The sequence below is a fragment of the Rhizobium sp. PK7-22 genome (assembly GCF_056530405.1).
The window spans coordinates 1,643,029-1,663,804 of the sequence record NZ_CP096514.1; the positions used below are offsets into that span (position 1 = coordinate 1,643,029).

Sequence of the window (20,776 nt, forward strand, 5' to 3'; positions counted from 1 at the left end):
CGCCCCGCATGAAGCCTGCCTCCCAACCCGATAAACCCACACACTGGAGATCTGCTATGAAGATGTCTCGACGCACCGCCCTGAGCAGCCTGGCCATCGGCCTGGCTGTTGCAGGCCTCGGCAAGCCTGCCTTCGCGCAGGAAATGACGCTGGAAGTTCTCTACAACCTGCCGGGCTTCACGAAATTCCATCAGCCACTGGCCGATGAGTTCATGAAGAACAACCCCGACATCAAGATCAACTTCCTGGCGCCTGCCGCTGGCTACAACGAAGGCCAGCAGCAGGTTCTGCGCTCGGCCGTCACCGGCAACCTGCCAGATGTCTACTTCTCGGGCTACAATCTGACCGCGGAACTCGTCCACACGCTGGCGCCGCGCAACCAGATCACCGATCTCGGCCCATTCATCGAAGCCGAAGGCGCAGCCTTCCTCGACGAGAACTACAGCCCGAAGATGGCCGCTCTCGGCCAGATCGACGGCAAGCAGTACGGCCTGCCGGTCAACGCCTCCTCGCCGATCATCTACATCAACTCCGATCTCGTTCGCAAAGCCGGCGGTGATCCGGACAACATGCCCAAGACCTTCGCCGGTCTGATCGAACTCGCCGGCAAGATCCACGCGCTGGACTCCAAAACTGCTGGCATGGGCTACGACATCAACGGCTGGCCGGACGACTGGCTGTGGCAGGCGCTGATCTTCCAGCAGGGCGGTCAGCTCGTCGACCCGGCCACCAAGACGGTCGCCTTCGACAACGAGATCGGCCTCAACGCCCTGAAGCTTGCCCGTCAGTTCGTCACCGACGGTCACCAGACCCTGCTCGACTGGGATCAGTCGCGCCAGCAGTTCGGTGCAGGCCAGACCGGCTTCATCTTCTCGACCCCGGCCCACGTACAGACCATCCAGGGCCTGGTCGGTGACCGGTTTGAACTCAAGACCGCAACCTTCCCGCTCGACAATGCCGAAAAGGGTGGCGTTCCGACGGGCGGCAACTCGGCCGTGATCCTGACCCAGGACAAGGCCAAACAGGATGCCGCCTGGAAGTACCTCAAGTGGATCACCGGTCCCGAGGCGCAGAACACCATCGTGCGCATCACCGGCTACCTGCCGACCAACAAGCTGGCGACCGGCGAGAAATTCCTCGCCCCCTACTACGTCGAGAACCCGAACGTGAAGACGGCGTCCCTGCAGGCCGACCGTTCGCTGCCGTGGGCCGGTTATCCGGGCGGTGATTCCGTCCGCATCTGGCGCACCCAGCGCGACATCATCGGCACCGTCATGCGCGGCGAAGTCACGCCGGAAGACGGCCTGAAGCAGATCGTCGACCAGACCAACGGTCTCATGAACTAAGCCTGCCGCCGCAGGATCGTGACCAGGGCTGCGGAGATCATCGTCTCCGCAGCCTCCTTTTTTCCAGAGAGAACGACCATGAAGATCATTCAAGTGACAGTACCCACCTGATGCCCTCGGGCGTGATGGTCAACGGCATCGACCCGGAACAGCAGCTGCGCGCAGCGGTCACCGACATCGTCGAGAAGCATGCGGACGCCGACCTGCTGGTGATGACCGGCGACCTCTGCAATTACGGCGATCCGGAAGCCTACGAGCTGCTGCGCGACATCCTCGCGCCGGTGCCCTTCGAGGTGCGCCTGATGCTCGGCAACCACGACAAGCGCCCCGCATTCGTCGCAGCCTTCCCGGAACAGCCGCGCGACGACAACGGCCACATCCAGTCCTTCATGGACACGGAGTTCGGCCGGCTGCTGTTTCTCGACAGTCATGAGGAAGGGGTCATCGGCGGGATCTATGACGAACCGCGCCTGGCGTGGCTCGATCAGGCGCTCTCGGGCGCCGGCGAGATGCCGGTCACCGTCTTCATCCACCATCCGCCGATGGATGCCGGCATTGCGCATTTCAACAGGATCGGCATGCACGACGAAGGCGCGGTCATGCGGCGGCTTGCGGCCCATTCAGGCGGCGTGCGCCACATCCTGTTCGGCCATATTCACGTGCCGCTGGCGGGCACCAGCGCCGAAGGCATCGCCTATAGCTCCGGCCAAGCCTGCTCGCACCGCTTCATTACCGATCTGGATGCGCTGGATCCCTGGTGGACGAACGGCAATCCCTGCTACCGCATCGTGCTTCTCGACGGTGAGGGCCTGCGCACCTACGGCGTCGAAGTTGGGCAGCTGCAGATCGAACGCGCGCCGATCTGTGAAGGTCCATGATGTCCAACAGGCCCCGCGGTGATCCGTGGGGCCTGTTGCATGAAACGCTGAAGACGCTTCCCGCGCGGTACTAGAAAATCAGCATCAAGAGCAGGACGACGACGATCAGGCCGATGAGGAAAATGGCACCGATCGTGCCGCCGATGAACTTCAGCATGAGGATCTCCTTGAGCCGCCGGGCGGCAGTTTGGTTTCAGCGTCTGTGGTGGACTGAGACGCTCTTCGCCATGGGAACACATATCGGGCGCCCCGGGTTCCATCGTCCGTGATCACGGCCCCCGCGCATATTCGATCCGCGCCTCTGTCGGATCCCCCACAGGGGCCTATATCGGCCTCGCCATGAACGACGAAGGGTATGCAGCGCGATGATCGAACCTGAAGCACAAGATGTGGTGAGAGACAAATGGCGGGTGAGGCTTCAGCCGCGCCCGGTCTCGGTGGTGCTGGTCTTTGCCGTCGTGCTGCTGCTGCTGGTGATGATGCCGGGAACGCTGCTGATGATTTTCGCCGGCGGCCTGCTCGCCATCCTCTTCCGGATGAGCGGCGTGCGGATCGCCAGGCTCTTCTCCATCGCTCCCGGCTGGGGCGTTGCGATCTTCCTCCTGGTATTCCTGGCGATCGTAACGGCATTCGGTTTCTACGTGGCGCCGGCCATCGCCGAGCAGGCGGAGGAGCTGTGGCAGCAGGTTCCGACGGCCATTCAGGGTCTGCGTGAGCGCCTGGAGGCCTATACCTGGGGCCGGCAGTTGATAGCGCGTCTGGAAGAGGGTGGCCTCATGTCGTCAGCCTCCGGCGGCGCGGCGACCCAGGCGGTGAGTTCCGCCTTCGGCTATCTCGGCAACACCGTGCTCCTCCTGTTCATCGCCCTCTATGGCGCCTTCGATCCGGCCACCTACCGCAAGGGCTTCATCAAGCTGTTTGCGCCCTCGGCACGGGCCAAGGCCGAGCGTGTCCTGGACAATTCGGTAAAGACGCTCGAGAGCTGGCTGATGGCGCAGCTGATCTCCATGACGGTGGTCGGTGTCTTGACCGGCCTTGGCCTCTGGTTCATTGGCATCCCGCTGGCGCTTCTGCTCGGCCTCATCGCCGGCCTGCTTGCCTTCATCCCGAATGTCGGTCCCGTGCTCGCTGCGACACCCGGCCTGTTGCTGGCCGTGCCCGAGGGGCTCCACTCCGTGCTGCTTGTCCTCGGCGTCTATCTGGCGGTGCAGATGCTGGAAAGCTATGTGGTCACGCCGATCATCCAGCAGGAGAAGGTGTCCCTGCCGCCGGTTCTGGTGATCTCGACGCAGCTCATGTTCGCCTCGCTGTTCGGCCTGATCGGCCTGGCGCTGGCAACCCCGCTGACCGCCCTCATCATGCAGCTGGTCTCCGACCTCTACGTCGACGATTATCTCGAGAAGGAAGATCGCCACATCGTCGAGGCCTGACGGGCATTACTGCTTGGGGATCGTCAGTTGCGCAGCACCGTGCAGCTGCCGCCTACGTCCTTGATCCGCGCACAGAGCGCCTGCGCCTCCGCCCGGCTGTCGCGGCCGATGCGGGCGGCGTAGCGTGGGCGGTAGCCGAAGTTGCCACCCGTCTGCCGCACGATGATCGGCAGCTCTTCGCTGAGCGGCGCAGGCAGTTTGCCGATCGCCCGCGCAAACAGGCGGCGTGCGACATCCGGGTTGAGGTGCGCGGCAAGCTGCACGCCCCAAGGCGCCCAGGCCCCTTCGCCGACCAGCGTGCCGGGTGACAGTCGCCGGCTATCGGCCAGCGCCACGCAGCTTTCGACGAACGGCGTGTCGCCGTCGAGCGGCGCAGCCGCCTGCTCGGGTGGTTCGACCGACCACTGCTCGACCGAGGCACCGGTGATCGCCAGCACATAGGCGCGCGTCTCATAGGGCAGGGTGCCGCCGGCCAGATAGGCCCGCAGCCGGCCTTCACCGGCATTATAGGCCGCAGCCGCCAGGCCATAGCTGCCGAAGCGGTCGGCAAGCTCCGCCAGATAGCTTGAGGAAGCCTGCAGCGCCGGCAGGATGTCGAAGCTGTTCTCCAGCCCGCGCAGCCGGGCGGTTCCGGGCATGAACTGCGCAATGCCTTCCGCCCCCTTCGGGCTGACCGCATCCGGCCGGAACAGGCTCTCGCGCCAGATCAACCGCGCCAGAAAATCCGCCGGCACCTGACGCGCCTTCGCGAAATAGGCGATGCCGGCGCAGAGGTCGCGGTTGAAGCTTTCCTTGGCAATGCAGAGCAACCGCCCGGAGCCGGGTTCGCTCCAGGAGGAGAGGCAGCGATCCGCTGCCGCGTCCGCACGGGTGCTCGCGTCCGTGCCGGAACCTGCGTCGGATCCAGCCGCAGGCTCCGTTGATGCCTGCATGGCCGCAGCGCCCGGAACGGCTGCCGCCAGAAGCGTGGCGAGGAGGATCGCTGGGCGTTTCATCGTGCGTGCAGCCTTGCGTCGTCTTCTTCCTGTCCAAGACGCAAGAGCTAGCGCCCCGGCGGCAAAAAAGAAGCCCGCCGGTGAGGGCGGGCCGGATGGCGTATAAATGGCGGCAGGCTGCCGGATCACTCCGCCGTCAGCAGTTCCTCACAATAGCTCGGACCCCGGGCACCCGGGCGGTCGGAGGTGATGCGGATGGCGCGGATCGTATAGCTGGCATCGACGGTCAGCTGTGCGGCGCAGCTGACGTTTGCTGTGCGTCCGTTCTCCAGCTTGATGCGATTGTAACCGCCGCGCCAGTTGTAGAGCGTTGTTGCGCCGGCGGGCGTGTCGCTGAGCGGCGGGCTGTAGGCGGCGAAGAACTTGCCGGCCGACTGGCCGAGCCAGCGGGCCTCGATCGGATTGGCGGGCGCGCTGGTGGTGGTGCAGGCAGACAATGCGATAGCGAGAACGGCAGTCGATGCGATGATGCGGAGGCTCATGTCCAGGAAACCCTCAGTTGATGGCGCCAGCGGCGTCTGCGCTGCCCTAGCAGATTTGCGCCAGCCGTCACGGCTGCTCTTTCCGGCGCCTCACGAAATTTCACAACCGCCGCATTTTTGTCACGTCCGGCATACGCGCAGGCCGAAAAAAATGCCGCTGCGATTTTCAAGTCGACCGCTTGCCGAAGCCGAAACGCTGGTCTATAGAGGCGCCGCTGGTCACGGAGTGTAGCGCAGCCTGGTAGCGCACGTCGTTCGGGACGACGGGGTCGCAGGTTCAAATCCTGCCACTCCGACCAGTCGAAAAGCCCTTCCCGACGGCTCCGAAGCTTCATCTCATCATCGTTGTGCTGAACCGGTTGCGAATTCGCTCAGCACCGTCTGTCCATGGGCATGATGGCAGTGGCGGCCTGTCATTGGGGGCGGCTGCGCGCTTCAGCAGCAGCCGATGTAGGCCCTGTTCCATTCGGCGAGTGCGGCCTCGATCTGGGGCCAATCCCGGATCAGGGCACCATGATCTCGCACCGACTGACGATAGCTGCTGCGCAGTTCATTTTCCACGGTCGGGAGATCGACGCCGGGCAGGCTGCCGTGCGCGACGATGGTTTTCCCCGCCACGATCACCTGCAGGACATGCTGTGCGGTTGCGCGCGCAAAGAACAGGTCGACGGGCTCCACCTCGATGATCCTGTCGCGATCGAGGCGGTCGTAGTCGAGCTGGAGGAAGTCCGCCGGCTCTCCGACGGCAATGCTGCCGGTCCCGGGCATGCCGATCGCCTGACGACCATGGGCAATGCTCTCCAGGAGAAGGTCCGGGCGCGACCAGGTCCGGGCGAAACCCGTGCCGCCGTGCAGGGCGTTGGCAAGGCGGATCTCGCGGATCATGTCGTCGTCCTCGTCGAAGGCCTGCCCGTCGACGCCGATCGCCACGCCGCAGCCGCGCTGCCGGGCGTCGGAGATGGGTCCCAGGCCGGAACGAAGATGCAGATTGGATCCGGAGTTGGTGACGATGCGGCAGCCCGCTTCGGCGATCATGTCCAACTCGTGCGGCCGGGCATGGACGCAGTGCGCGAGCGTCAGCCGCGGCGAGAGCAGGCCGATCTCCTTCAGATAGGTGACGATCCCTTCCGGGAACGTCAGATCCGCCCACCACCTCTGGTAGGGCGTCTCGAGGAGATGCATGTGGACCCTGCGGCCGGTTTCGGCAGAACGGCGGGCAATCGCCCGCAGCAGTTCATCGGAACACCATTGCACCCCGGCCGGTCCGAACTGCACGTCGACCATCGGTCCTTGGATAGCTTCGGCGATCTGTTCCGTCGTCTCGATCAGGCGCTCGGGAGAAAGGGGCGGCCGGCAGTAGGTATCCCGCAGCAGGGCAGCGATGTCCGCCGGCAGCTTGTCGAGCACGGCCGTTTCGTCGCCGTAGACGAGCGGATTGCGGTCGCGGATGGCCGGCGCAAAGGCAATCCGCAGTCCGACATCCTTTGCCGCCCGCGCCACCTCGCGGGCTTCGTCGATGGGATCGAGCTTGCCGCTGGGCCGCGTGTAATGGACCATGACCGCGCCACAGCCGGACAGGGCGGCACGCGCGAGCGGCGCCACGGCAGCCATGTAGGCATCCGGCGGCGTCGCGAGGATCGTGCGCGGCAGCCACGCCTCCAGGGGCAGGAAGGCGGTGCCGAAGGACGACATCGGCAGCGGCCGGACATGATCATGCGCATTGGCCAGCGCCGGCATGACCAGGGTGCGCGGGGTCCCTGCCGGTGCCGTGCCGGCGTCTTCCACGGCGGTGATGACGCCGTGCTGCCACCGGATCCGGCGGTTATCCTGCGGGCCCTGCGGCTCGCCGATCGTGTGGCTGGCATAGAGCTCTCCGGAACCGCTCATGGGTGCTGCCCAGAGGTGCCGCCGACACCAGCCGCGCAGCCTTCGCCGCGAGGATCATGGGCGCCATCCACTGTCCCATCGGCCGAAAGGCGGATCACGCCGGCCTGGCCGAAAATCGGGGATAGGGCGGGCAGCACGGCGACCTCGTGGCCGAGTGCCGACAGCGCGTCAGTCGTTTCGGAACCCAGTGAGCCTTCGACCTTCAGGCTGTCGCGGCTGTCGGAGAACGTGCGTCCCAGAAGGAAGCGCGGCTGGGCCAGCGCCTGCTCGGGCGTCATGCCGTCGTCCAGCAGGCTGGTCAGCAGCACGGACAGCGTCTGCGGCTGTCCGTCGGCGCCCTGCGTGCCGTAGAGGAGATATGGTGCACCATCGCGGATCGCGACGCCTGGGTTGAGGGTGTAGAAGGGGCGCTTGCCGGGCGCGAGGCAGTTGGGGTGACCGGGTTCAGTCGAAAAAGCTGCACCGCGGTTTTGCCAGAGGATGCCTGTCCCGGGAACGGTGACGCCACTGCCCCAGTCGAAATAGGTGCTCTGCAGCACACTCACGCAACGTCCCGCAGGATCGGCGACGGCAAAGAACACGGTGTCTGCGGTATTGCCTGGGCGAGGCCAGGGCATGGCGGCCGCGGGATCGATGTCGCGCGCGGCAGCGTCGAGGCTGTCGGCGTCGAGCATGGCTGCGGCCGGATCGGTGGTTTCAGCGCCGAAATCCGGGTCGCCGATCGATGACCGGTTCAAGAATGCCCGCTTGGTCGCCTCCACCAGCAGATGCATGCGGGCGGAAGTCGCCGGATCCGTCTTTGAGAGATCGAAGCGTGCGAGAATGCCCATGATGGCGAGCGTCGCGCAGCCCTGCGTCGGCGGCGGTGGCGCCAGCAGCAGCGTGCCGCGATAGTCGAGCGCCAGGGGATCGACCTCGCGCGTGCGGGTAGCGGCAAGATCTGCAGCGCTCAGCGGCGACCCGACTTTTGCGAGGCCGTCCGCGATCGCTTCGGACAATGCGCCTTCGTAGAAGCTTCGGTATCCCTCATCTGCAAGGCGGCGAAGGCTTTCGGCCAGCTCCGGCTGACGCAGCAGGCCCGCGTCGCTGCGATGGTCGAAGATGTCGGCAAATCCCGGCCATACGGGGTGATCTTCAGCACGAAAGTCCAGCCAGAAATCCTGCGACCGGCTCGGGATATAGCCGGCATCGGCCAGTTCGATGGCAGGCGACAGGAGGTCTGCGAAGCCTTCGCGACCATCCCAGTTCGCCGAGCTGAAGGCGAGCGCATGGCCCCAGCTGTCGACGGCGCAGGCCGACGTCAGCATGGATGACGGGCCGCGGGTGGGGATGGCGCCCTCTGGGACAGTGACCCTGGCGGCGGCCTGGCCGATGCCGAGAAAGCAGCGCTGCCGCCCCTCCCGGTCGCAGACCAGCCAGACGGCATCACCACCCAGGCCGCAAAAATGCGGCATGACCACGGCCAGTGCGGCTGCGACCGCAACACCCGCCTCGATGGCATTGCCGCCGCGCGCGAGCACGGCTCGGCCGGCTTCCGTCGCCAGCGGGTGGGGGCTGACGACCATGCCTGATCCGGAGGGGTGGTGGCCGACTGGCTGCATGTGCTGGATCGCTCTGATTAAGGACCGGCGGCAGGATGCCGCCGGCCAGATGATCGGATCAGTCTGCCGTGTAGGTGAGCTTGCGCTCTTCGAGCGGCGGCAGGAACTGGCGGTCGAAGACCTGCTCCGCCGTCGGCTTGGAAGGCAGCTGATAGCCTTCGGCCACGATGTCGATGGAGCGGGTGAGGCGGCTGTCATCCAGATCGCCCAGGCCGAGTTTCTCGACTTCCGGTGAGACGATCAGGTTCTCGTAGGAGAACTTCAGGCGATCGTGCTCCAGGTCGCGCTTGACCAGGTTGTCGTAGGCGACGACGGAGTCCATTCCCTTTTCGGTGTCGAGACCGATTTCGATGGCCGCCTTGTTGACGGCGCGCACCAGACCGGCGACGGCCTCCGGGTTCTCGGCGATCAGCTTCTGGGACACCATCAGGCCGTTCGAGTAGAGGTCGAGACCATGATCGCCAAACAGCAGCCAGTTGTAGTCCTTTGCCGGGTCCTGACGGTTGTTGATCAGGTTGAACCAGCTGGTGATGTTGAACACCAGCGCGCCGTCGATGTCGCCCTTGATCAGCATCGGCTCCTGCAGGTTGGGACCCATGTTGTCGATCTTCACCTGTGTCATGTCGACGTCGTTGAGCGTGGCGAGAACGGTCACCAGTCGGGTGGTCGGCGTTCCCTGCGCGCCGCCGAGCGTCTTGCCGACGAGGTCGGCGGGCGTGGTGATGTTGGTCTCTTTCTTGCTGACGATCGCGAAGGGAGGCTTGTTCCAGATCTGGTAGACCATCACCGGTGCTTCGTCGGGACGGGTCGCTGCATTCTGGATGATGGCATTGATGTCGCCGAAGCCGGCGTCATAGCTGCCCGACATGATGCGGGTGACGGTGGCCGCAGAGCCTTCGCCCTGGTCGATGGTGACGTCGAGACCTTCTGCCTCGAAGTAGCCGGCCTCCTTGGCCAGCAGGAAGGCGGCGTCCGATCCTTGCGTCTTCCAGCCCAGGGTGAGCCTGATCGTGGTGTCTGCAAGTGCCACGCCGTTCAGGCAAAGGCCGAGAGCGACGGTGGAGAGAAATGTCTTCAGCATGTTGAGCTCCGATTGTTCGAGGGTCAGGCGGTGGTGGTGAGATCGTTGCGGCGGTTCGCCCAGCCGGCGACACGCATTTCGACGAGAGAGAAGGCGGCGTAGAGAAGCACGCCGAGCACCGCGAGGATGAACAACCCCGCAAAGACCAGCGGCACGTCGAAATTGGAGGAGGCCGTCATCATCACATTGCCGATGCCGCGATTGGAGGCGACGGTTTCCGACAGGACGGAGCCGACGAAGGCAAAGGTCGCAGCGATTTTCAGCGAGGCGAAGAAGAAGGGCATGGTGCGCGGCAGGCCGACATTCCACAGGATGTCCAGCTTGCTGGCGCCCAGCGACTTCAGCACGTCCTCAAGTTCCGGCTCGGTGGTGGCCAGACCCGTCGCGATGTTGACGACGATCGGGAAGAAGCACATGGCCAGCGCCGTCAGGATCGCGGGCACGGAGCCCGATCCGAACCAGAGGACGAAGATCGGCACGACGGCCACCTTCGGGATCGAGGAAAACCCGATCAGCAGGGGGTAGGCGGTGTCATAGGCAATCCGCGAGGTGCCGATGCAGGCGCCGATCAGCAGGCCGACGGTGACGCCGAGCAGGAAGCCCACCATCGTCGTCCACAGTGTCTGCAGGATATGCGGCCACAGGACATCGAAGCGGTCCACCAGTGTCGCCATGACCTGCGAGGGGCGTGGCAGGACGAGGTCGGAGACCTGCAGCGCGATGCAGAGGATTTCCCAGAGGCCGAAGAAGGCGAAGATCAGGAATGCCGCCCAGAAGCGGCGGCGAATGGCGTATGACATCTCAGGCCTCCTCGGCGACGTCGGTGCGGGCATCGATGATCAGCTCCCGCAGGCGCTGGTTCAGCGCCGTGAATTCCGGCTCGAAGGTCATCGGAACCGTGCGGGGGCGGGAAAAATCGACGGTGCTGTCGTCGATGATCCTGCCGGGGCGGGCGCTCATCACGCAGATGCGCGAGGCCAGGAAGCCGGCTTCCTTCAGGTCGTGCGTCACCAGCAGGACGGTCGGCTTGCGCTTCATCCAGAGCGACTGCATCGTCGCCCAGAGCTCCTCGCGGGTGAACTGGTCGAGCGCCCCGAAGGGCTCGTCGAGCAGGAGAAGGCTCGGGTCATGCACCAGTGCACGACAGAGGTTGGCGCGCTGCAGCATGCCGCCGGACAACTGCCAGGGGTAATGGTTTGCGAAGCGCTGTAGCCCGACGTCGGCCAGAAGGGCGTGGACGCGATCGCGGTACTCGGTATTCTTCTTGGAACGGTACTGCGAGCGGAACGGACGGACGATCTTCAACGGCAGCATGACGTTGCGCTCGATGGTCAGCCACGGCAGAAGCGTCGGGTTCTGGAAGGCCATGCCGATGCGAAGCGCCTTGGCGCCGACCTCTTTCCCACCGACGATCACCGCTCCGGTGCTCGGTTGCAGCAGGCCGCTCGCCAGCTTCAGGATCGTCGACTTGCCGCAGCCGGAGGGACCGACAAGTGCGAGGAATTCGCCCTCGGCAATCTTGAGGCTCGTTTCCTGCAGCGCGGCGACCGCCTTTTCCCCGCGACCAAAGGATACGGCCGCCTGGGACAGTTCCACGGCCACGGGATGCCTGTCTCCCGTTTCTGAAAAATCGATCATGCACCTCACCTTGAGCTTTCCATAAAACTGCATGCAACGGGCGTGCCAAGTCTGGATTGATGATGGAACCCGGCAACGACGGTCGTGCCGGCTGCATGTAACGTCCATGCAAAAAGTGCATGCAATTTTTCTGGGCACATTGCATTCGAACGGAGCAATGCGCTGAGTTGAAAAACCCGCAGGGGTGGACTATCCAGAACAGCATGAAGGAAACCATCCATGGCATCTGAGAAGCGTCAGCCGCGGAGCGAGATCGACCGCGTCCAGGGCATCTGCAATGCCCTTCGCAAGGCCATCATCGAGCGCGCACTGCTGCCGGGCGACCGGCTGCCCGAGGATGCACTGGGCGAGCGCTTCGGCGTCAGCCGGACAATCGCCCGGCATGCGCTCGGCCAGTTGGCGGCGGAAGGTCTGGTGGATCTGCGGCGCAACCGGATCGCCGTCGTGGTGACGCCCTCCTTCGAGGACGCCAGGGACATCTTCGACATCCGCGTCGATCTGGAGCGGCAGGTGGTGCGCCATCTGGCAGGCAAGCTGACGGACGCGCAGGTCAAGCAGCTGAAGGCGATCGTCGAGGCGGAGCATGAAGCACGCCACGGCGCGGAAGGCACGTCCATTCGGTTGGCCACGGAATTCCATGTCCGGCTGGCGGAAATGACCGGCAAGCCCATTCTCGTCCGCTATGTGACGGAGATCTGCTACCGCGCCGGACTGTCGCTGTCAGCCTTTGCGCGCCCGCATTCCTCGGACTGTGCGGTGAGCGAACATCTGGAGCTGATCGACGCGATCCAGCAGGGACCCGCCGAACGGGCCTGCGCGCTGATGGATCAGCACCTGGAGGCCGTTGCATCGCGGGCGCTGCTGCAGAGCGCTGGCGCACGAAGCCGGGATCTGATGAACATCCTGGCGCCCTACGCCGATTGAGCGCGCTCTGCCGCCGGCACTACTGCCGGGCGCAGGAAGGATCGAGGATCCATTCGGCGCTGTCGTTCCAGACGTCCGTCTCGACGATGAGCCCATCGCGCACGACGAAGCGGTCCACATAACGATTGTTGTCGAAGGCCCGACCATCCGGCCATTCGCCGTAGAGATAGCCGAGGCTGTAGACGATCGTCTCGCTGTCGCCCGGCATCACATCGTAATGCACGATGCGCTTCTTCACCCATTTGTAGCGGGCGGCATTGAAGCCCGTCGGCCCGCTCGGCGTATCGAACACGCGGTTGCCGGTGAACCTGCAGACGAAGGCCGCATCCACATATTGCGCGGCCCGCACGGGGTCGGGCGCCATGGAGGCCGCCAGGTAATCTTTGACGGCTTGAAGATCTCGCTGGGCACGGTCGTCCATTTCATATCCCCGTCTGTTGCCAGGATCGGCAATTAACTGCATACAGTTTCCTATGCAATTTTCAGTCTGGCTTCAAGCATGAGTTCCATTCCTCCTTTCGACACCCTCATCCGCAACGCCACCCTGCAGGGTGATCCGTCCCTGGTGGACATCGGCATCCGCGCCGGACGCATCGTGGAGATCCTTCCCGTCGCGCAGCGGCAGGACGCGACAGGTCGTGCGGAAGAGGATGTCGGCGGCCGTCTGGTGCTGCCGGGCTTTGTGGACACCCATGTCCACCTGGACAAATCCTGCCTTCTCGCCTGCTGCCGGGGCGGTGGGGAAGGTCTGAAGGGCGCCGTTGCGGCGGTCTCACGGCTGAAACAGGATTTCACCGAAGAGGATGTCTACCGCCGCGGGGCGCGAACCATCGAGATGGCCATCCTGCAGGGCACGATGCACATGCGCACGCATGTGGAAATCGATCCACGGGTCGGCTTGCGCAGCCTTGCCGCCATTCAGCGGCTGAAGCGCGACTATGCCTTCGCGATCGACCTTTCGATCTGCGTCTTCCCGCAGGAGGGCCTCCTCAACGATCCCGGCACCGAGGCGCTGCTCGAGCAGGCACTGGATGGCGGTGCCGATCTTCTCGGCGGCTGCCCCTATACCGACAGCGATCCGTCGGCGCACATGGAGCGCATCTTCGCGATGGCGAAGCGCCACGACGTCGATCTCGACTTCCACCTGGATTTCGATCTCGACCCCAGCTGGACCCATATGGACGACATCTGCCGTCTGGCGGAGGCGCAGGGCTGGCAGGGGCGCGTGGCGATCGGACACGTCACCAAGCTCGCCGCCATGGACGAGGATGCTTTCGAGCGGCATGTGACGCGGCTCGCCGCTGCCGGGGTCGCGGTCACCGCCCTGCCGTCGACCGATCTCTATCTCAACGGGCGCGACAAGGGGTTCCGTGCCGAGCGCGGTGTAGCGCCCGTCCACCTCCTGGCGGACCGGGGCGTCACAGCCTCGATCGCGACAAACAACGTCCTGAACCCGTTTACGCCCTACGGCGATTGCTCCCTGCTCCGCATGGCCAATCTCTATGCCAACCTCATGCACCTGGGCCCGGACCGCTTCCCCCAGTGCCTTCGCCTGATCACGCAGGACGCGGCCCGGCTGATGCGCATCGAAGACTACGGAATCGCGACCGGCCATTCCGCCGATCTCATTGTTCTCGATGCAACCGACGAAGACGAAGCCTTCGGCAGCATCGCGCCCGCCCTGATGGGCTTCAAGAACGGCCGCAAGACCTTCGAGAGGCAGGCTCGCATCCTGCGCTGACGCCGCACGGCCGTCGCGGCAGAGTAACGTCCGAACACGACCTCAGGCAGTCGCTGCCGGTTCCGCATCGCAGCGACTGCCTGAGAAAAAGCTCTGGTGGCTGATCATCCAGGGGCGCGAGGACGGAAAGCTTCTCCCGCCGCTAAAGCCCGTTGCTCAGGATGCCGATGAAGGCTTCGGCGGTCCAGGAGAGCGGCAGGCCGGGGAGGGTGATGATGCCGTAGTCTGCGGCCTTGTCCGACAGGAAGGGACGCATGGCGACGGCGTCGCTGCGGAAGAACTCGGCAATCAGCGTCGGAACGATCGCGATGCCGAGGCCCTGGGCCACGCAGGCGCAGGCGGTTTCCACCGAATGGACCTCCAGGCTGCAGCGATAGGTAGGCGCCATGTGGCGGAGCTCGTGTTCGAGCTCGTTGCGGTTGATGCGCTGGCGGCCGAGCAGGATCAGATCGTTGCGGGCGAGATCGTTGACGTCGACCGCTCGCTTTGCCGTCAAGGGATGCCCGACCGGCATGACGCAGGTGGTGCCGCTCGACATCAGCCGTCGCGGCTCGAAGGAGTGCTGCTCGGCCGGCAGCCGCACGAAGCCGAGATCGGCGATGCGATTGTGGACCATCCGCTCGATGGCGTCATAGGGGCCGCTGAGGATTTCCACGGTGACGCGGGGATGGTCTGCCTTGAAGCGGGCGACGATCGGCGGCAGCATGGTGGTTGACAGGCTGTGCGGGAAGGCGACCCTGAGCAGCGCCTCGCCGAACGTGCCGGTCTTCATGTCGCCGATCTTGATTCTCAGCCGCGCCACGCTTTCGGCAACGTCGTCCACTTCGCTGACGAGGAGGCGAGCCTCCGGACGCGGAATCAGCCGGCCTTTGTCGCGCAGGAAAAGCTCGCGCCCGATCTCCTCTTCCAGCGCCGTCAGCTGGCGGCTGATCGCCGACTGCGACAGGCCGAGCTGCGCTGCTGCCGCCATGGTCGAACCCGTGTCCATGATTGTCTTGAAGATTTCGAGCTGCTTGAGGTTCATGCGGCAATTCTATGAACATTACCGCATCGAGCACAAGCCATCAGACAGCCCGTCGCAGGTCGCAGAATTCGCATAGGGCAATGCGTTATCCTCATAATATTGCGCAAGTCGGCAACCTCGCTATCGTCGCCTCAACAACAAGAACGAGGGAACGATATCCATGCTGAATCTCTGTCGCTGGCGGCCGCCATGCAAGCCGGTGAAACGCAGATGACGGTCTTCGTCATTCGCCGGTTCCTGCAGAGCCTGGCCGTCCTGCTGGTCACTGCGGTCGTCGTCTTCATCGGCATCTATGCCATAGGCGATCCTGCCGAGATGCTGATTTCGCCCGATGCCAGTCCGGCCGAGCGCGCCCAGGTGATCGCCTCCCTCGGCCTCGACAAGCCGCTCTGGGAGCAGTTCTTCACGTTTGCCTGGAATGCCCTGCACGGCGACCTCGGACGCTCGTTCGTCTTCAATCGCCCCTCCATCAGCCTGATCTTCGAGCGTCTCCCGGCAACGCTGGAACTGACGCTGGTGGGCCTCGCCATCGCCCTCGTGATCGGCATTCCGCTCGGCCTTCTCGCAGGGCTGAAGCCGAATACGGCAACCGATGAAGTCATCATGACGAGCTCGATCCTCGGCTTTTCCCTGCCAAGCTTCTGGCAAGGCATGATGCTGATCATGATCTTCTCCGTCTGGCTCGGCTGGCTGCCGTCGACGGGGCGCGGGGAAACGGCCGTGTTCCTCGGTATCCGCTCCAGCCTCTTCACGCTGGACGGGCTGACACACCTGATCCTGCCGGCGATCAACCTGTCGCTCTTCAAGCTCTCGCTGGTGATCCGCCTGACGCGGACCGGCGTGCGCGAGACCATGCCGCTGGATTTCGTCAAGTTCGCCCGCGCCAAGGGCCTGTCGGAGCGACGCATCGTGTCGGTCCACGTCTTCAAGAACATCCTGATCCCGCTGATCACGGTCATCGGGCTGGAGCTCGGCAGCATGCTCGCCTTCGCGGTCGTCACCGAGACGATCTTCGCCTGGCCCGGGATCGGCAAGCTGCTGATCGACAGCATCATGCGGCTCGACCGGCCCGTGGTGGTCGCCTATCTGCTCGTCATCGTCAGCCTGTTCATCCTCATCAATTTCGTGGTCGATGTGCTCTATTCGCTGGTCGATCCGCGCGTACGGCTGGGAGGAGCGTCATGAGTGTCGCAGCCCTTCACGAGGAGACCCTGTTCGGACGGCTGGTCGCCGGCATCGCCCGCAGCCCGAAGGCGGTGGTCGCCGTCATCGTCTGCGTCATCCTGCTGTTTGCAGCGGTCTTTGGACCGTATCTGACGGCGCAGAACCCCTATGATCTCGCCGTGCTCGACATTCTCGATTCCAAGCTGCCGCCGGGGTCGGAAAGCATGGACGGCATGGTCTACTGGCTCGGCACGGACGGCCAGGGCCGCGACATGTTCTCCGCCATGATCTACGGCCTGCGCACCAGCCTCGGCGTCGGGGTGTTCTCCGGCCTGGTGGCATTGATCGTCGGCGCCGTCCTCGGCCTGGTCGCCGCCTATCACGGCGGCCGCATCGATGCGCTGATCATGCGCGTCGTCGACCTGATGCTGGGCCTGCCGACCATCCTCGTGGCGCTGATGCTGCTGGCACTGCTGGGGCAGGGGCTGTGGAAGGTGATCCTGGCGCTGATCCTGGTGCAGTGGGCGACGTTTGCGCGTGCCGTGCGAAGTGCTGCCGTGGTCGAGAAGAACAAGGACTACGTCGAGGCGGCCGTGACGCTCGGCATCGGAACGCCGCGCATCCTGTTTGGCCATATCCTGCCGAACTGTCTGCCGCCGCTGATCGTCATCGGCATGCTGCAGGTGGCCAACGCGATCTCTGCGGAAGCGACGCTGTCCTTCCTCGGGATAGGGCTGCCGATCACGGAGCCCTCGCTCGGCCTGCTGATCGCCAACGGCTACCAGTTGCTGATGTCGGGCGAGTACTGGATCAGCGTCTACCCCGGCGTGCTGCTGCTGGTTCTCGTGTTTTCGATCAACATCGTCGGCGATCGCGTGCGCGAGGTTCTGAACCCGCGGCTGGGAGAAAGGTAACTGCCATGACGCCTGTTCTCGATGTCAGAAACCTGTCCACCCACTTCATGACCCGCCGCGGTACGCTGAAGGCCGTCGATGAGGTGAGCTTCACCGTCAACCCACGGGAAATCGTCGGCCTTGTCGGCGAATCCGGTTCCGGCAAGTCCATCACCGGGTTCTCGATCCTCGGCCTGGTCGACCCGCCGGGGCGGGTGGTGTCGGGAGAGATCCTGTTCAACGGCGAAGACCTGTTGAAGATGCCGCCGGCCGCAATGCGCAAGATCCGCGGCAAGCGCATCGCCATGATCTTCCAGGATCCGATGATGACGCTCAACCCGGTGCTCTCGGTCGGGACCCAGATGATGGAGACCGTTCGCGCTCACGACCGGGTGACCCGTCAGGAAGCGCGCGCCCGGTCTCGCGATGCGCTGGGCCTTGTGGGCATTCCTTCGCCGGAAGAGCGGCTCGATGCGTACCCGCACCAGTTTTCCGGCGGCATGCGCCAGCGTGTGGCGATCGCCATCGCCCTCCTTCATCGGCCGGACCTGATCATCGCCGACGAGCCGACGACGGCGCTCGACGTGACGATCCAGTCGCAGATCCTCTTCGAGATCAAGCGGCTCGCCGGTGAGTTCGGCATGGCGCTGCTGTGGATCAGCCACGATCTCGGCGTCGTTGCGGCCCTCGCCGATCGGATCATGGTCATGTACGCCGGCAGGATCGTCGAGGCGGGCCAGGTCGACGCCGTGCTCACCGAGCCGCGCCACCCTTACACGTCCGGCCTGCTTGACGCCGTTCCGGCTGCCGTGCCGCGCGGCGAGCCGCTGAGGCCGATCCCGGGCTTTGCACCGTCGCCGCTCTCGCGTCCCTCCGGCTGTGCCTTCCGGGACCGCTGTGTCCGCGCCTCGGAGGTCTGTGCCACCGAGCCCATGCTGGAGATCGCTGCCGACCGCGAATACCGCTGCTTCCACCCCCATCTCTGGAGCGCCGCATGACCAGCGCGATCATCCGTCCCACGCCGCTCGTCGAAGCCGTCGGCGTCAGTCGCCGCTTCTCCCGCAAGCTCGATTACGCGGAGAAGGTCGCCCGCTTCTTCGGGGCCGATCTCGAAGAGAAGACCGTTCGCGCGGTCGATGACGTCGATCTTTCGGTCTTTGCGGGCGAGGTGGTAGGTCTCGTCGGCGAATCCGGTTGCGGCAAGTCCACGCTCGGCCGGGTGATGGCGGGGATCATGCCGGCAAGCGGCGGCGAAGTGCGCTGGAAGGACAAGCCGCTGACGGAGCTCAAGGGCGACGAAAAGCGCGCCATGCGGCTTTCCGCGCAGATGATCTTCCAGGATCCGATGTCGACCCTCAATCCGCGCAAGCGCGTCATCGACCTGATCGGCGAAGCGCCGCGCGTGCACGGCATCGTCAAGGGGCGGGAGGTCCGGGACTACGTCGCCGCGCTTGCCGAGCGGGTCGGCCTCGACGCCTCCTACCTTGATCGCTATCCGCACCAGTTCTCGGGCGGGCAGCGCCAGCGCATCGGCATTGCCCGGGCGCTTGCGGTCAAGCCGAAGCTGCTTGTCTGCGACGAATCCGTGGCGGCGCTCGACGTCTCGATCCAGGCACAGATCTTGAACCTCTTCATGGATCTGCGACAGGAATTCGGTCTGACCTACCTGTTCATCAGCCATGATCTCGGCGTCGTGAAGCACATCTGCGACCGGGTGGTGGTCATGTACCTCGGTCGCGTGGTGGAAAGCGCCACGCCCGACGAACTCTTCGCGGATCCCAAGCATCCCTACACCCAGGCGCTGATCCGCGAGCTGCCGACGATCCGCGACCGCCGCCGCGATTTCACGCCGATCAAGGGAGAGATCCCGTCTCCGCTTCATCCGCCGCCGGGATGCCATTTCCATCCCCGCTGCCCCAGGGCCTTCGACCGCTGTCGGGTGGAGCGACCGGTCCTGAAGGAAAATACGGCTGGTCACGTCAGCGCCTGTCACCTGAACGACCTTCCCGCCAACACGCCCATGCATGCAACGGCCGAACCGGCCCACTGATAACAAAGCCCACTGATAACAAAGAAAGGGAACAGACCTATGAAGACGATGACGTTTCTCCTGGCCGGGGCTGCGGCCGCCGCGATCTCACTCGGCTCGGCTCAGGCCGCCGATCTCGTGATTGGCAGCGCCACCGAACCCTCCGCCATCGACCCGCAATTCTCCAGGACCGGCAACAACCAGAACATCGCCATGCAGGTTTTCGACCGGCTGGTGCAGACGGATGCGACCATCAACGTCGAGCCGGCACTCGCCGTCTCGTGGACGAACGTCGACCCGCTTACCTGGCACGTGAAGCTGCGCGAGGGCGTCAAGTTCCACGATGGCAGCCCGCTTTCGGCCGAGGACGTGATCTTCTCGCTCAACCGCGCCAAGGACATTCCCAACAGCCCCGCACCGTTCTCCGGCAATGTCGCATCGATCGAGAGCATGAAGGCGATCGACGACCTGACGGTCGAATTCAAGACCACCAAGCCGACGCCGGACTTCATCGAACAGATCGGCTTCGTCTACATCGTCGAGAAGACGGCGGCCGAAGGCGCGTCCATCGAGGATTTCAACAGCGGCAAGGCGGCGATCGGCACCGGCGCCTACAAGTTCAAGTCCTGGTCGCCGGGCGACAATCTGGTGCTGACGCGCAACGATGCTTTCTGGGGGAAGCAGCAGGACTTCGACAACGTCACGATCAAGTTCATCTCCAACGACGCCTCGCGCGTTGCCGCACTGCGATCCGGTTCCGTGGACCTCATCGATGCGGTGCCACCGGGTGACGTGAAGACGCTCGAAAGCATGCCCGAGCTGAAGGTGTTCTCCATCGCCTCGGCCCGCATGATCTACCTCGCCCTCGACAGCGCGCGCGCGCAAAGCCCCTTCGTCACCGACAAGGACGGAAAGCCGCTCGACAAGAACCCGCTGCAGGACCTCAAGGTCCGTCAGGCCTTGTCCGGCCTCATCAACCGCCAGCTCATCATCGACCGCATTCTCGATGGCTCGGCGGAAGCGGCCGGCCAGCTGGTGCCGGAAGGCGTGGCGGGCAATGATCCGTCGATGCCGGCTCCGGCCTATGATGCGGATGCGGCCAAGACGCTGCTGGCCGATGCCGGTTACGAAGACGGCTTCGGCATCACCATCCATACCTCCAACGACCGTTTCCCCGGCGATTCGGAGGTGGCGCAGGCAATCGGCCAGATGTTTGCCCGTGGCGGCCTGACGGTGAACGGCGTCGTTGCGCAGCCCTACAACGTCTACACCAAGGGGGCGTCCGCAGGCGACTTCTCCGCCTTCATCTTCTCGCTCGGCAATTCCACGCCGACGTCGGCCACCGGTCTTCGCAACCTTCTGATGACCGCCGACAAGGAGGCCGGTACCGGCTCGTTCAACCGTGTCAAATACTCGAACCCGGCGTTCGACGAGGCGCTGCGGACGGCCATGGCCGAGTTTGATCCCGAAAAGCGCGTGGAGCTGCTGCAGACGGCGACGAAGCTCGTCTTCGCCGACATGCCGGTGATCCCGCTCTACTGGCAGAAGGTCCACTGGGCCGGCAAGGCCAACCTCAGCTACGTCGCCAACATGACCGAAGACACCAGCGCGACGCTCGCAGGTGTTGCCGAGTAGCCCGTCGCAGACCAGCAAATGATCGGTT

General features: G+C 64.6%; 20 protein-coding genes and 1 tRNA gene. 11 read left to right on the forward strand and 10 right to left on the reverse strand.

Annotation, left to right across the window (positions count from 1 at the left end; genetic code table 11):
* The first annotated feature begins 56 nt into the window (after positions 1 to 56).
* Together M1E10_RS12610 and M1E10_RS12615 are read left to right on the forward strand one after the other, a co-directional pair.
* Positions 57 to 1,346, forward strand: a complete 1,290-nt coding sequence (locus M1E10_RS12610; protein WP_499176758.1) for an ABC transporter substrate-binding protein — start codon at positions 57 to 59, stop codon at positions 1,344 to 1,346.
* A gap of 110 nt (positions 1,347 to 1,456) precedes the next feature.
* Positions 1,457 to 2,224: a phosphodiesterase gene (locus M1E10_RS12615; protein ID WP_499176759.1), complete on the forward strand. Its 768-nt coding sequence runs from the start codon at positions 1,457 to 1,459 to the stop codon at positions 2,222 to 2,224.
* Positions 2,225 to 2,294: 70 nt separating this feature from the next.
* Here M1E10_RS12615 and M1E10_RS12620 read toward each other — a convergent pair whose 3' ends face one another.
* Positions 2,295 to 2,381 carry a small membrane protein YohP gene (locus M1E10_RS12620; RefSeq protein WP_499177166.1) on the reverse strand — a complete coding sequence of 29 codons (87 nt, stop codon included), beginning with the start codon at positions 2,379 to 2,381 and terminating at the stop codon, positions 2,295 to 2,297.
* A gap of 208 nt (positions 2,382 to 2,589) precedes the next feature.
* Here M1E10_RS12620 and M1E10_RS12625 point away from each other — a divergent pair, with 208 nt between their 5' ends.
* Positions 2,590 to 3,654, forward strand: coding sequence for an AI-2E family transporter (locus tag M1E10_RS12625; RefSeq protein WP_499176760.1), 1,065 nt, complete (start codon positions 2,590 to 2,592; stop codon positions 3,652 to 3,654).
* Positions 3,655 to 3,677: 23 nt separating this feature from the next.
* Here M1E10_RS12625 and M1E10_RS12630 read toward each other — a convergent pair whose 3' ends face one another.
* Together M1E10_RS12630 and M1E10_RS12635 are read right to left on the reverse strand one after the other, a co-directional pair.
* Complete coding sequence (locus M1E10_RS12630; protein WP_499176761.1) at positions 3,678 to 4,649, reverse strand: lytic transglycosylase domain-containing protein; 972 nt, start codon at positions 4,647 to 4,649, stop codon at positions 3,678 to 3,680.
* A gap of 125 nt (positions 4,650 to 4,774) precedes the next feature.
* Entirely contained in the window at positions 4,775 to 5,131 is a 357-nt protein-coding gene (locus M1E10_RS12635; protein WP_499176762.1) for a hypothetical protein, read from the reverse strand.
* 222 nt (positions 5,132 to 5,353) lie between these two features.
* Here M1E10_RS12635 and M1E10_RS12640 point away from each other — a divergent pair.
* Positions 5,354 to 5,430: transfer RNA gene (locus M1E10_RS12640), tRNA-Pro, on the forward strand.
* Between the two features lie 136 nt (positions 5,431 to 5,566).
* Here the strand turns inward: M1E10_RS12640 and M1E10_RS12645 are convergent.
* From M1E10_RS12645 to M1E10_RS12665, 5 genes are all read right to left on the reverse strand, one after another.
* Entirely contained in the window at positions 5,567 to 7,018 is a 1,452-nt protein-coding gene (locus M1E10_RS12645; RefSeq protein ID WP_499176763.1) for an amidohydrolase family protein, read from the reverse strand.
* Entirely contained in the window at positions 7,015 to 8,583 is a 1,569-nt protein-coding gene (locus M1E10_RS12650; protein ID WP_499176764.1) for a gamma-glutamyltransferase family protein, read from the reverse strand. Before M1E10_RS12650 ends, M1E10_RS12645 begins: the two co-directional genes overlap by 4 nt.
* A 94-nt stretch (positions 8,584 to 8,677) precedes the next feature.
* The gene (locus M1E10_RS12655; RefSeq protein ID WP_499176765.1) at positions 8,678 to 9,700 is read right to left on the reverse strand and encodes an ABC transporter substrate-binding protein; all 1,023 of its coding nucleotides are present in this window, start codon (positions 9,698 to 9,700) and stop codon (positions 8,678 to 8,680) included.
* Positions 9,701 to 9,723: 23 nt separating this feature from the next.
* Entirely contained in the window at positions 9,724 to 10,500 is a 777-nt protein-coding gene (locus M1E10_RS12660; protein ID WP_499176766.1) for an ABC transporter permease, read from the reverse strand.
* A gap of 1 nt (position 10,501) precedes the next feature.
* On the reverse strand, positions 10,502 to 11,338 hold the full coding sequence (locus tag M1E10_RS12665; RefSeq protein WP_499176768.1) for an ABC transporter ATP-binding protein: 837 nt from the start codon (positions 11,336 to 11,338) through the stop codon (positions 10,502 to 10,504).
* A gap of 219 nt (positions 11,339 to 11,557) precedes the next feature.
* Between M1E10_RS12665 and M1E10_RS12670 the strand changes: the two genes are divergently transcribed.
* Positions 11,558 to 12,262 (forward strand): GntR family transcriptional regulator, encoded by a 705-nt coding sequence (locus tag M1E10_RS12670; protein WP_499176769.1) that lies wholly within the window; start codon positions 11,558 to 11,560, stop codon positions 12,260 to 12,262.
* A gap of 19 nt (positions 12,263 to 12,281) precedes the next feature.
* Here the strand turns inward: M1E10_RS12670 and M1E10_RS12675 are convergent, their stop codons facing one another.
* On the reverse strand, positions 12,282 to 12,683 hold the full coding sequence (locus M1E10_RS12675) for a nuclear transport factor 2-like protein (RefSeq protein ID WP_499176770.1): 402 nt from the start codon (positions 12,681 to 12,683) through the stop codon (positions 12,282 to 12,284).
* Between the two features lie 78 nt (positions 12,684 to 12,761).
* Between M1E10_RS12675 and M1E10_RS12680 the strand changes: the two genes are divergently transcribed.
* On the forward strand, positions 12,762 to 14,003 hold the full coding sequence (locus M1E10_RS12680) for an amidohydrolase family protein (protein WP_499176771.1): 1,242 nt from the start codon (positions 12,762 to 12,764) through the stop codon (positions 14,001 to 14,003).
* Between the two features lie 142 nt (positions 14,004 to 14,145).
* Here the strand turns inward: M1E10_RS12680 and M1E10_RS12685 are convergent, their stop codons facing one another.
* Positions 14,146 to 15,027 carry a LysR family transcriptional regulator gene (locus tag M1E10_RS12685; RefSeq protein WP_499176772.1) on the reverse strand — a complete coding sequence of 294 codons (882 nt, stop codon included), beginning with the start codon at positions 15,025 to 15,027 and terminating at the stop codon, positions 14,146 to 14,148.
* Positions 15,028 to 15,237: 210 nt separating this feature from the next.
* On the opposite strand from M1E10_RS12685, the gene M1E10_RS12690 reads away from it, so the two are divergent.
* The 5 genes from M1E10_RS12690 to M1E10_RS12710 are packed head-to-tail and all read left to right on the forward strand — an operon-like array spanning position 15,238 to position 20,748.
* Entirely contained in the window at positions 15,238 to 16,212 is a 975-nt protein-coding gene (locus tag M1E10_RS12690; RefSeq protein ID WP_499177167.1) for an ABC transporter permease, read from the forward strand.
* On the forward strand, positions 16,209 to 17,105 hold the full coding sequence (locus M1E10_RS12695; protein ID WP_499176773.1) for an ABC transporter permease: 897 nt from the start codon (positions 16,209 to 16,211) through the stop codon (positions 17,103 to 17,105). The genes M1E10_RS12690 and M1E10_RS12695 overlap by 4 nt, the downstream gene beginning before the upstream one ends.
* Before the next feature lie 5 nt (positions 17,106 to 17,110).
* A complete protein-coding gene (locus M1E10_RS12700) occupies positions 17,111 to 18,082 on the forward strand; it encodes an ABC transporter ATP-binding protein (RefSeq protein ID WP_499176774.1) in 972 nt (323 codons plus the stop codon).
* Entirely contained in the window at positions 18,079 to 19,134 is a 1,056-nt protein-coding gene (locus M1E10_RS12705) for an ABC transporter ATP-binding protein (protein WP_499176775.1), read from the forward strand. Before M1E10_RS12700 ends, M1E10_RS12705 begins: the two co-directional genes overlap by 4 nt.
* Positions 19,135 to 19,173: 39 nt before the next feature.
* On the forward strand, positions 19,174 to 20,748 hold the full coding sequence (locus M1E10_RS12710; protein WP_499176776.1) for an ABC transporter substrate-binding protein: 1,575 nt from the start codon (positions 19,174 to 19,176) through the stop codon (positions 20,746 to 20,748).
* The last annotated feature ends 28 nt before the right edge of the window (positions 20,749 to 20,776 follow it).